Annotated in this window: 10 protein-coding genes; 6 read left to right on the top strand and 4 right to left on the bottom strand. The window is 54.5% G+C overall.

The window, feature by feature from the left end:
* The first annotated feature begins 115 nt into the window (after positions 1-115).
* The 3 genes from TH4_RS16655 (at position 116) to TH4_RS16645 (ending at position 4,116) form a co-directional block, all read left to right on the top strand.
* Positions 116-1,711 carry a choice-of-anchor I family protein gene (locus tag TH4_RS16655; RefSeq protein WP_245227969.1) on the top strand — a complete coding sequence of 532 codons (1,596 nt, stop codon included), beginning with the start codon at positions 116-118 and terminating at the stop codon, positions 1,709-1,711.
* Between the two features lie 162 nt (positions 1,712-1,873).
* A complete protein-coding gene (locus TH4_RS16650) occupies positions 1,874-2,608 on the top strand; it encodes a response regulator (protein WP_063086944.1) in 735 nt (244 codons plus the stop codon).
* An 8-nt stretch (positions 2,609-2,616) separates the two neighbouring features.
* Positions 2,617-4,116 carry a sensor histidine kinase gene (locus tag TH4_RS16645; RefSeq protein ID WP_064782010.1) on the top strand — a complete coding sequence of 500 codons (1,500 nt, stop codon included), beginning with the start codon at positions 2,617-2,619 and terminating at the stop codon, positions 4,114-4,116.
* An 81-nt stretch (positions 4,117-4,197) separates the two neighbouring features.
* Here the strand turns inward: TH4_RS16645 and TH4_RS16640 are convergent, their stop codons facing one another.
* The 4 genes from TH4_RS16640 to TH4_RS16625 all read right to left on the bottom strand — a co-directional run bounded on the left by TH4_RS16640 (position 4,198) and on the right by TH4_RS16625 (position 8,463).
* Positions 4,198-5,310: an ABC transporter ATP-binding protein gene (locus TH4_RS16640; protein WP_064782009.1), complete on the bottom strand. Its 1,113-nt coding sequence runs from the start codon at positions 5,308-5,310 to the stop codon at positions 4,198-4,200.
* 4 nt (positions 5,311-5,314) lie between these two features.
* The gene (locus TH4_RS16635) at positions 5,315-6,202 is read right to left on the bottom strand and encodes a carbohydrate ABC transporter permease (RefSeq protein WP_063086947.1); all 888 of its coding nucleotides are present in this window, start codon (positions 6,200-6,202) and stop codon (positions 5,315-5,317) included.
* Positions 6,195-7,103, bottom strand: coding sequence for a carbohydrate ABC transporter permease (locus tag TH4_RS16630; protein ID WP_008891832.1), 909 nt, complete (start codon positions 7,101-7,103; stop codon positions 6,195-6,197). The genes TH4_RS16635 and TH4_RS16630 overlap by 8 nt, the downstream gene beginning before the upstream one ends.
* 97 nt (positions 7,104-7,200) lie before the next feature.
* Positions 7,201-8,463 (bottom strand): ABC transporter substrate-binding protein, encoded by a 1,263-nt coding sequence (locus TH4_RS16625; RefSeq protein WP_063086948.1) that lies wholly within the window; start codon positions 8,461-8,463, stop codon positions 7,201-7,203.
* Between the two features lie 266 nt (positions 8,464-8,729).
* Between TH4_RS16625 and TH4_RS16620 the strand changes: the two genes are divergently transcribed.
* The 3 genes from TH4_RS16620 (at position 8,730) to TH4_RS16615 (ending at position 12,179) form a co-directional block, all read left to right on the top strand.
* On the top strand, positions 8,730-9,932 hold the full coding sequence (locus TH4_RS16620) for an adenylate/guanylate cyclase domain-containing protein (RefSeq protein WP_064782008.1): 1,203 nt from the start codon (positions 8,730-8,732) through the stop codon (positions 9,930-9,932).
* A gap of 298 nt (positions 9,933-10,230) precedes the next feature.
* A complete protein-coding gene (locus TH4_RS20525; RefSeq protein WP_008891829.1) occupies positions 10,231-10,395 on the top strand; it encodes a DUF1127 domain-containing protein in 165 nt (54 codons plus the stop codon).
* Between the two features lie 236 nt (positions 10,396-10,631).
* Positions 10,632-12,179, top strand: coding sequence for an FAD-binding domain-containing protein (locus TH4_RS16615; protein ID WP_064782007.1), 1,548 nt, complete (start codon positions 10,632-10,634; stop codon positions 12,177-12,179).
* Position 12,180 lies beyond the last annotated feature (1 nt).

Below are 12,180 nucleotides of genomic sequence, written 5' to 3'. Positions count from 1 at the left end.
ATTGGAGCAGTCCCACCGATAAGAAATTTATGAAACTGTCACGACCAAGTCATGAAACCGTTACAACAAACACGCAGTCTGCCTGCTTTGATTACGGTTATTCCAAGGGGAAAACATGCGTTCTTCATTGATGGCGACAGCCGCTGTTTCTTTGCTTCTGACAGCCTGTGCAGGCACTGCACCCAACCACACCAAGATGGCCGGTGACGTCATCAATGCGGGTGCGCATCCGATCACGATTGTGCCGATGGGCGAGTATCGGACCGGGATGCTGGATGAAAGTGCGGCGGAAATTCCGGCATTTGATCCGGTGTCAAAGCGCATCTTTGTCGTCAATGGCGCGGACAAAGTGGTCGATATTCTTGATATGTCCGATCCGTCCGAACTGACCAAGATCGCTGCGATTGATCTTTCTACCTGGGGCAAGGGTGCCAACAGTGTTGCCATCAAAAATGGCGTTGTCGCCGTGGCCGTGGAAAACAGCGATAAGCAGGCACCGGGTCAGGCCGTTTTCTTTGATACCGATGGCGGGTTCATTTCAGCGGTCACCGTTGGCGCACTGCCCGACATGATCAAGTTTTCCCCGGATGGGAAATATGTTCTGGTCGCGAATGAGGGTGAGCCGAATGACGCATTCACCAATGATCCGGAAGGTAGTGTTTCGATCATTTCCATGGCCGGTGGTGCAGAAAACTTGTCCGATGATGACGTCCGCACGGTTGATTTCAAGTTCCTGAATGATGGCAAGCTGCCCCATGGCATGCGTACGTCCAATCCGGGTACTTCAAGCGTGGCACAGGATGTGGAGCCGGAATATATCGCCGTCTCCAATGACAGCAAAACGGCCTATGTGTCGTTGCAGGAAAACAACGCGGTTGCGATTGTCGATATCGAAACTGCAACGGTCAAAAACGTCGCCGGTCTTGGCTTCAAGGATCATTCGGTCCATGCCTTTGATGCCAGCGACAAGGACGGCAGGATCAATATCCGCACTTGGCCGGTGATGGGCATGTTCATGCCTGACACCATCGATGCGATCAATATTGATGGCAAGGAATGGGTCCTGATCGCCAATGAAGGCGATTCACGCGACTATGACGGTTACAGCGAGGAAACCCGCGTTGGCAAACTGACGCTTGATCCGGTGGCCTTCCCAACCGCAAGCACCCTGCAAAAGGATGAAAATCTTGGTCGTTTGAAGACCACAACCGCGCAGGGTGACGTTGATGGCGATGGTGATTTCGATGTCATCTATAGCTATGGCGCGCGGTCGTTCTCGGTGCTGGATGCAGACGGTGAAATGGTCTTTGACAGTGGTGATGCGTTTGAGCAGATATTGGCGGCGAACTATCCCAACGTTTTCAATTCCTCGGATACTGAAAACTACAGCCGTGACAACCGCTCCGATGACAAGGGCCCGGAGCCAGAAGGCATTGCAAGTGGCTATGTCAACGGGACGCCCTATGTCTTTATCGGGCTGGAACGTCAGGGTGGCTTCATGGTCTATGATCTGACCAACCCGACCAACCCGCAATTCGTCACCTATCACAGTGATCGTCGTTTCTCAGGCAATCCGGAAAATGATACTGCCGGTGAACTGGCCCCCGAAGGCTTGCAGTTTGTTGATGCCAAGGACAGCCCGACCGGCAATGCAATGCTGGTGGTGGCATCGGAAGTATCTGGTAGCACCAAGGTTTATGACCTGAAGTAACCTGATTACAGCCCTTACGACTGGATATGGGGAAGCCGGGCATTGCCCGGCTTTTTCCTTTTTAAACGCCAGATGGAAAACGGTTCAAACCGGTGGCGATATCGACTAAACTCCCGCCGCGGTCGGGGACATGGCCGATGAATATCAGGGGAGTTCGGGACACTGACGACGCGACGTGAACCACATATTCTGGTCGTTGATGACGACCAGGAAATCCAGAAGCTTTTGAAGAAGTTCCTGTTGCAACACGGTTTTCGCATTACCACCGTGTCCGACGGTAATGAAATGCATCGTGCACTGCGCGACTGGAAAATCGATCTGGTGATTCTTGATATCATGTTGCCGGGCGAGGACGGCTTTGCCCTGTGCCGGGATGTTCGACGGACCTCCAAGGTGCCGATTGTCATGCTGACCGCGGTGGGCGAGGATACTGACCGTATTCTTGGCCTTGAACTTGGTGCAGATGATTACCTGACCAAACCGTTTAACCCGCGTGAATTGTTGGCCCGTATCCGTGCTGTGTTCCGGCGCTTTGAAACGGGGGCGGTTGGGCCGTCTGATAACGAAGTCGCCCCGGCGCACAAGATCATTTTCGGTGAATGGACGCTTGATATCGGATCACGTGAATTGCGCGATGCCGATAATGTCGCCGTGCATCTGTCGACGGGCGAGTTTTCGTTGCTTCTGGCGCTGGTCAAGAACAACAAGCGGGCGCTATCGCGTGAACAGCTTGTTGATATTGTGCGCGGGCAAAGCTCGCTGCCGTTTGATCGCAGCATCGATATCCAGATCAGTCGCCTGCGCCGCAAAATCGAAAAAGACGCCAAGAACCCGAAACTGATCAAGACAGTGCGCGGCATCGGCTATCAGTTCTGCGCCGACACCCAAACGATTTAGGCCGACCCATGGCCGATATGTTCGCAAAATTCAGCAACTATATGCGCCGCTACAAGCCGCGCACGCTGGGCGGGCGTATCTTTCTTTTGATGATGCTGGGCGGACTGATCATTGCTGCCCTTAGCGCCATGGCATCCTATTATGTGATCGAGCGGGACGAACGCATTGGCCGGGCCTATACACTGGGCTTTACCATTCGCGAACTGGTACGGATTGCCGAAAACCCGGAATTTGAAGAAAACATCATCGACATCGCCGCGCGCGATGGCATGACAATGCGCATCCTGCCATCTGATGATGTCGGGACATTGTTGTTGTTTTCCAGACCCGCACAGCATATCGCCATGCCGGTCCGACTGGCCAATACCGGTTGGCCGACCTCGGTCAAGGTGAATTTCGAACGCGGTCGTTTAAGTGCCGAACAGCGCGCCACCATCGAGGCCACCGAAAATCCCAGCCTGTTCTTTGCAGAACTGTCGCGTGAAATTGCGCGTCTGGGGCTTGAGGCACAGGTGGAAATCATGATGCCGTCAGGCAAACGCATTCTGGTGCACCATAACGAGCTGTGGGCGAATTATTCATCGCCGTCGCTGGTGTTTCTGATGTTCCTGATGGGGGTGGCGGCGGTTCTTGTCGTGTTTGCCGGGCTTGCCGATTTGTTGGCAGGCCCGTTCAAGCGCCTTACGCGTGCAATCATTGATCACGCCGATGATGTCAGCGGCCCACCGGTCGAGGAACGCGGACCGACCGAGGCCCGGTCAATGGCCGCAGCCTATAACGATTTGCGCGAACGTATTTCACGGATGCTGGGTGATCGCACCCGGATGCTGGCCGCGATTTCGCACGACTTGCGCACACCCAGCACACGGTTAAGGCTGCGCGCCGAGTTCATTGAAAATGATGAGCTGCGCGAAACCGTTTTGCGCGATCTTGATGAAATGGACAGTCTGCTCAATGACGCGCTTGATTTCCTTGGCGACTGGATCGCCAAGGAAGAAGAACGCACGGTTGATTTCATTTCCGTGCTTGAAGCCATCTGTGACGACTATGCCGATCTTGGCCGCCCGGTTAGCTTTGCCGGGCCACAGCCGTTGCAGTTCAGTTCGGTCCATACTGTGTTCGGCGGCAATGATGATGCCCATTCCTTTGAGGGCAAACGCAGTATCCGGTTGTCTTGCCGTCCGGGCACGTTAAAGCGTGCCTTTACCAACCTGATTGAAAATGCCCTGAAATATGGCCATCGCGCCAATGTCAGCCTCGAAGCAACGGCGGATACCGTGCTGGTCACCATTCGTGACGAAGGGCCCGGGATCCCGGTCGAACATCAGGATAAGGTGTTCCTGCCGTTTTATCGTGTTGAAGGATCACGGGCGCGCAGCACCGGGGGCAGTGGCCTTGGGCTGTCGATCGTGAAAACCGTGATTGATGCCCATGACGGGCGCATCGAGTTGCGCAATATGCCGGGAAAAGGTCTGGAAGTTATCGTGTCCCTGCCGCGCAGGGTTTAGGCCGAAGTCGAACAGTATCGGGTGGAGCAGGGCCCAAAAAGAAGAATGGCGGGTGGCCCCCAGAACCACCCGCCAATCAGATCAGATCCGCAACTCGGTATCCGGGTCAAACAGACTGATCTGAGACATGTCGGCCGAGAACGTCATGCTCTCGCCCGGTTTCGGCTGACGGTCCGGACGGACGCGCGCCACGATTTCCTTACCGGCGATTTCGATCACGGTCATCGTGTCGGCACCGGTCGGTTCGATCACTTCGACCTTGCTGTCGAAATTGACATACTGGCTGCCCGGTTCGTCCGACCCGGTACGTTTGTGGGTCAGGGCTTCGGGACGAATGCCAAACACGACATCCTTGCCGATATAACCACGATAGCTTTCCGGCGCCTCAAACAGCGGCAGGACAATCGGGTTGCCATCGCGCGGAATGGTCAGGGCCAGCTTGCCGTTGTCTTCGGTCAGGGTCGCATCAATGAAGTTCATCGACGGCGATCCGATGAAGCCGGCCACAAACATGTTGTTCGGGCGTTCATAGATGTTCTGCGGCGTATCGAACTGCTGGAGGATACCGTCCTTCATCACCGCGATGCGCGAGGCCAGGGTCATGGCTTCGATCTGGTCGTGGGTGACATAAACGATGGTCGAGCCAAGACGCTGATGCAGCTTCTTGATCTCGGTCCGCATGTCGACACGCAGTTTCGCATCAAGGTTTGAAAGCGGTTCGTCAAACAGGAAGATATCCGGATCACGGACAAGCGCGCGGCCCATGGCAACACGTTGACGCTGACCACCCGAAAGTTGGGACGGTTTGCGATCCAGAAGTGCTTCGATCTGAAGCAGTTTGGCAACATCGGCAACGGCCTTGTCACGTTCCTGATTGGAAACGCCACGGATTTCGAGGCCAAAGGTGATGTTCTTGCGCACCGTCATGTTCGGGTAAAGCGCATAGGACTGGAACACCATGGCGATGTTACGGTCTTTGGGATGCACGTCGTTGATAACGCGATCCCCGATGCGGATTTCCCCGTCGGTGGCTGTTTCCAGACCTGCAATCAGGTTCAGAAGGGTCGATTTGCCGCAACCCGACGGTCCAACAAGGACGAGAAACTCGCCATCGTCAATCGCCAGATTGATTTCCTTGAGAACTTCGACAGGGCCAAAAGCCTTGCGAACTTTATCGAGGGTGAGTGATGCCATTTGCTTATCCCTTCACCGAGCCGGCGGTCAGGCCGCGGACGAAGTATTTGCCAGCGAGAACATAAACCAGCAACGTCGGAAGGCCGGTCAGCAGGGCTGCTGCCATATCAACGTTGTACTGTTTCACGCCGGTCGTGGTGTTGACGATATTGTTGAGTGCGACGGTCATCGGTGCGTTTGCGCCAGAGGCAAACGAGGCACCGAACAGGAAGTCGTTCCAGATCTGGGTGAACTGCCAGATGACCGAAACCACGATGATCGGGGTCGAGATCGGCAGAATAATGCGCCAGAAAATGGTGAAGAACCCGGCACCGTCAATGGTGGCTGCCTTGACCAGTTCGTCCGGAATCGAAACGTAGTAGTTCCGGAAGAACAGGGTGGTGAAGCACAGGCCGTAAACCACGTGGACCAGAACAAGGCCCGGGGTAGAGCTGGCAAGACCAAGCTTGCCAAGAACCTGTGACATCGGCAGCAGAACGACCTGGAACGGAATGAAGCAACCAAACAGCAGCAGGGCAAAGACGATGTTCGCCCCCTTGAACCGCCACTTGGTCAGCGCATAGCCGTTGATCGCACCAAGGAAGGTCGAAATCAGAACAGCTGGGATCGCCATTTTGACCGAGTTCCAGAAATAGATTTTGATCCCGGTACATTCGACACCAACGCAGGCTTCGTTCCATGCATAGTTCCATGCATCAAACGTCACCACACGCGGCAGCGAAATCAGCGACCCTTCACGAATTTCGTCAAGCGACTTCAACGAGGTCGAAATCATGACGATCAGCGGGAAAAGGTAATAGGCCGCAAACAGGATCAGAATAAGATACAGCAACCCGCGCAGAACGGTATGTTTCCAGCCTGCATCGTGGCTATAGGTCTGAATATCAGCCATTTTTCTTGCCTCCGCGCAGTTCGGAATACAGATACGGCACAATGATCGCCATAACGGTCGCCAGCATCATCATGGCACTGGCGGCACCAACACCAAGCTGGTTACGCTGGAAGGCCATCGTGTACATGAAGGTTGCCGGAAGATCGGATGAATAGCCCGGGCCACCACCGGTGAGCGCAATGACAAGGTCAAAGCTTTTGACGGCAAGGTGGGCCAGAACGACGATCGCACTCAGGAAAACCGGGCGGATCGACGGAATGATGATACCGAAATAGATCCGGGGCAGGCTGGCACCGTCCATATAGGCTGCGCGAATGATGTCCTGATCGACGCCGCGCAATGCCGCAAGGAACATTGCCATGACAAAGCCCGATGCCTGCCAGACTGCTGCGATCACAACCGTGTAGATCGCCATGTCCGAATTGACCAGCCAGTCGAACTTGAAGCTCGTCCAGCCGAGGTCATGCATCATGCTTTCAAGGCCAAGGCCCGGATTAAGAAGCCATTTCCAGACAGTACCCGTCACGATGAAGGACAGGGCCATCGGATAAAGGAAGATCGTACGAAGCGCACCTTCGGCGCGAATACGCTGATCAAGAAGAACTGCCAGAAGGCACCCGATGATCAGGCAGGTCACGATAAACAGACCGCCAAAGATCAGCAGGTTTTCAATGGCAACATGCCAGCGTTCCATCTGCCACAGACGTTCATATTGCCGAAGCCCTGCCCAATCCCAGACGGGAAGCATGCGCGACTTGGAAAACGCCATATAGCCGGTCCACAGGATGAACCCGTAGACAAAAAACAGGGACGCAGCAAAGGACGGTGCAACAACGATCTTGGACAGATGACGCTGGATGCTGGCCGTCAGGTTGCTTTCGGTGCTTTGAGAAGCCCCCATAACCTTTGCCTCAAAAGTTAAATGAGTGGGAAACAGGCCCCGGAAATTCCGGGGCCTGCAAATTGCTCATATCTCAGATTGTACTGATCAGATGAGATTAGTCTTTGGCCAGTTCAACAGCTTCGACCAGACGCGAGACGGCTTCGTCAGACGACATGTCGGAGTTGAAATGTGCGGTCACGACGTCAACGATCGCACCTGCAAGGTGGCCACGAAGCGCCATGCCATGTGCCATGGACGGAAGGAAACCACCGGCTTCCTGTGCGGCCTGAAGGTCAGCTTCGGACTTCTTGGCGCAATCATCGAACTTATCAAGCGAAACGCCTGAACGTGCCGGGATCGAACCTTTGAGAAGGTTGAAGGTTTCCTGGAACTTCTCGCCAACAATCAGTTCGGCAAGCAGTTTCTGGCCAGCGACCTTGTCGTCGCCCGAAACGTTGAACATGGCAAAGCTGTCAACGTTGAACAGGTAGCCGTTTTCAGACGGGGTTGCTGCACAGATGAAGTCTTTGCCCGGTACTTTGCCAGCAGCAAGGAATTCGCCTTTTGCCCAGTCACCCATGATCTGCATGGCGGCTTCGCCATTCATGACCATTGCGGTTGCAAGGTTCCAGTCACGACCCGGGAAGTCGGCATCGACATAACCGCGGATTTTGCGCATCTGGTCAAACACCGCTTTCATGGTGTCGGAGTTCAGTGCGTCTTCGTCGAGATCAACCAGAGCGCTCTGGAAGAATTCCGGGCCGCCAAGGCCAAGAACGACGGTTTCGAAGACGGTTGCGTCCTGCCACGGCTGACCACCATGGGCAACCGGCGTGATGCCAGCAGCCTGGAGTTTGTCAGCAAGGGCGTTGAACTCGTCCCAGGTGGTCGGTGCGGAATCGGCACCAACTTTTGCCAGAAGGGTCGGGTTTGCCCAGATCCAGTCAACGCGGTGTACGTTTACCGGAACAGCAACATAGTCGCCTTCGTATTTCATAACGTCCTGGATCGCAGCCGGGATAACGTCATCCCAACCTTCAGCAGCGGCAACGTCATTGAGATCAGCAAGGGCACCCTGTTCGGCCCATTCCTGAATTGCCGGACCTTTAAGCTGAACAGCAGCCGGTGCATCACCCGACAGAACGCGCGAACGCAGAACGGTCATGGCTGCATCGCCAGCACCACCAGCGACCGGGCTATCAACCCAGGTGCCGCCATTGGCTTCGAAATCTTCTTTAAGGGATGCGACAGCTTTTGCTTCGCCGCCCGAAGTCCACCAGTGCAGAACTTCAGCGGTCGGCTCGGCATGAGCAAAGTTAGCAGTCGCGAGTGCAGAAAACGCCACACCAGTGGCGAGGATGGTTTTGCGCAGATACATCTAGGTTTCCTCCCTGGCTTTTAACCATTTGCAGCGACAACATGCTGCGAGAAGGGGCACAATGCATCCACAAAACTGTAACAGGGCGTTTCCAGATTGCGAACTGAAACACTTTGTTACAAAATTGGCAATATACATCGCTAATATATTGCAGAGCAGCAAAAACAATTAGGGCGTTTGTCGGCATTAAAGCTGTGACGCATCGGAATAAGTGCATTGAATTTAGTCGTGATTATCATGCGATAACAGGGGAATAGAGGACGGCCATGTGGAATAGCGCACCTGTTATCGACTGGATTGCCAAAGAAGGTCGCCTGATCGAGGATGCAAATGCCTTCCTTGACCAACTGATGACGCGGCTCAACGCCCAAGGATTTCATATTGCACGCATGCGCTGCTCGATGGAGGCACTCCATCCGCAAGTCGCCGTCTGGTCGTTTCTTTGGGATCGCGAACACGGGGCCCGTCTGTGGGAGGCCACCCACGGCATTCATGAAAGCGGTTCTTACATCGGAAGCCCGGTCGAAGACGTGAACCTGCATGGTGGCCCGGTGCGCATTCACCTTGCCAGGGTCAATCCGGCCGATCATCACCCGCTCGTCGGCGAACTGATCGGCATGGGGTTGACCGACTATTATTGTACCCGCATTCGGTTCAGTGGCGGCCGCTGGTGCGTTATGACCATCGCAACAGATCAGCCCGACGGTTTCGATGATAGCGAAATCGCCTGTTTCGAAGGATTACTGGATCACGTTGGCGGGGTGCTTGAACTGCATGTGACCAAACGGATCGAACATTCGTTGCTTGATACCTATCTGGGCGAACGCACGGGTGCGCGGGTCATGCATGGTCATATTCGTCGCGGCGACGGTGAAACCATTCGTGCTGCCCTTTGGTTCAGTGATGTGCGCGATTTCACGGTGATGACCGAAACCCTGTCGGTCGAACAGCTGCTTGACAGTCTTAATGTCTATTTTGAAACGGTCGAACGTGCCGTGCGCGCCCACGGGGGCGAAATTTTGCGTTTTGTCGGCGATGCGATGCTGATTGTCTTTGCCCAGGAAAACAATCAATCCGCCGAAAGTGTCTGTGAAAACGCCGTGCGTGCGGCAAAGGCCGCCTTGGCCGATCTGGAAAATGTGAACCGGAAACGTTTGGAAGAAGGACTGCCAATCCTTCGCTTTGGCGTCGGGCTTCATTACGGCGAAGTGGTCTATGGCAATGTTGGTGGTACCCACCGACTGGATTTCACCGTGATGGGGGTGGCGGTAAACCGGACAGCCCGTCTGGAAAGCCTGACCAAACAGATCGGCACACCCTTGTTGATGTCAGATGTTCTGGCAAGCCACATCACCGAGCCGACGGTTTGCTGTGGTGACTTCGCGGTCAAAGGCGTTGCCGCGCCGCTTACCGTCCATGCCCTTCAATCGGCTTTGCCTTTTGCCAAGGTTGCAGAGGGCAACGCCTAGGGCAGGGTGTTTTGGTCTGAAAATCTGGCGAAAATGCTGCGCTGCACTATGCGCGTTCAGGTATATTTCAACTCAAAACATCATACTTAATCGCCGTATCAGCCACGGATTGTCGGGTATGGTTTGTTCATGTGTGTTTATCTGTGAATAAATGGCACAGATGATATGCATTTTTTGGTGGTTGAGGATCAAGTGGAATTTCGACATATTGCAACGCGAAGCAAGCTGATGAATGCGCCAGACAGTTGGAGGTTACCTCCAAGGCAGCATTCAAAATAGTAACCCAAGGAGGTTCAACATGTTCCTGTCCAGTATTCTTGTTGCTGTTCGCCGTTGGGCCTATGCACGCTCGGTCGCGAATGAACTTTACGGCCTTGATAAGCGCGATCTTGATGATGTCGGGATTTCCCAGTGGCAGATCAAAGACGTTGCTCGTAAAGCAGCACGTGACGCGATTGCATAACGCTCGCACCATATAGGCACCCGTCAATCGGGATTGCCAATGCGGAAGCCGGACACAAGTCCGGCTTTTTGTGTTCCTGGGCGACACTCTGGGGCAAACCAATCCGGACAAAGTCACGCAGCGTATGGAAGCAATGTTCTTGTGATTGCGAGTTCCGTTTGCATGCCGCTGTTTTGTTTCCGCATTCTAAGTCTGTCCACCACACCTGATGCAACTGTTGTCGTTGGGTGGTGCTGATGCGCCCACCCATCACAATTGTCTGGTTAAAGCGCGACTTGCGTCTGCATGATCATGCGGCGCTGAATGGGGCGATTGCTGCCGGATATCCGGTTGTGTTGCTTTATGTCGTTGAGCCCGATTATTGGCGGCTGCCAGACACATCAGCACGGCATTGGCAGTTTATCCGCGCGTCGCTTGATGAACTGGCGTCTGATGCCCGTGCGCTTGGTCAATCGCTTGCCGTGCGGGTTGGCGATGTTGTTGATGTTTTGACCGGGCTCGCCGACACATTTGATATCCGTGCCATTCATGCACACGAAGAAACGGGCAATCTCTGGACGTTCAAACGTGATCTGGCTGTCTCGGATTGGGCTCGCCAAAATGGCATTGCATTCCGTGAACATCGGCAGTTCGCGGTCATCCGCGGCAGGCTTGATCGCGTTCACTGGCACGGGGCATGGCAGGCGTTTTTTGCCAGCCCACCGACCGGGCAGGTGCGGTTTCAAACACCTGCTGTTGATCTTGATCCCGGCTCAATTCCCGAACACCCGACTGCACACCTTTCCGCACCTTGCAATGACCCGCAGGGTGGTGGACGTCGTGCGGGGATGCGGTTGCTTGACAGTTTTCTTGGCTATCGCGGGCAGAGATATCACCGCGAAATGTCATCGCCCCGAACCGCATTTGAAAGCTGTTCACGGCTAAGTCCGCATATTGCCTATGGCACAGTATCCTTGCGCGAAATCATTCATGCCGTGCGTGAAAGACGGTGCGATATCCATGCCATGCCTGCAACAGATCGCCCCAAAGGGTTTCTTTCCGCGCTAAAGGCATATGAAAGCCGGCTGCACTGGCATTGTCATTTCGTCCAGAAACTTGAAACCACACCGAAGATCGAAATCGAAAACCTGCAACCGGCCTATAGCGGTTTGCGGCCTGATCATCCCGATGATCCGGGACTTCTGGCATGGAAAGCGGGCAAAACCGGATTTCCGTTTATTGATGCCTGCATGCGCGCCCTTGATCACACAGGCTGGATCAATTTCAGGATGCGCGCGATGCTGACAGCCTTTGTCAGCTATCAGCTTTGGCAACATTGGCGTGAACCCGCATTGCATCTCGCACAGCAATTTGTCGATTACGAACCGGGCATTCATTACCCGCAAATTCAGATGCAATCAGGCACGACCGGGATCAACACGCCACGCATCTATAACCCGGTCAAACAATCCAATGATCAGGACCCCCATGGTGACTTTATCCGCCGTTGGGTGCCGGAATTGCGTGACGTTCCGGACGCCTTCATTCACGAACCCTGGCGCCTTGCCCCGATTGAACAGATCGATCTGGGCGTTGAGATCGGAAAACATTATTCAGCGCCGATTGTCGATCACATGGCCGCCGCCCGACATGCCCGCACCAACATCTGGGCCATTCGCAAAAATGATGATTTCCGCGATCAGGCACAGCAAATCGTCAAGCAGCATGGCAGCCGAACCTTTAAACAGAAACGGCCACCATCTGGGAGCGATAAACCCGATCAACAGATCACGTTTGATTTCTAAG

Source organism: Thalassospira tepidiphila MCCC 1A03514 (genome assembly GCF_001662875.1).
In the GTDB taxonomy this organism is placed as follows: domain Bacteria; phylum Pseudomonadota; class Alphaproteobacteria; order Rhodospirillales; family Thalassospiraceae; genus Thalassospira; species Thalassospira tepidiphila.
The sequence above is the reverse complement of the archived record's forward strand: the minus strand, read 5'-3'. Positions and strand labels throughout refer to the sequence as shown.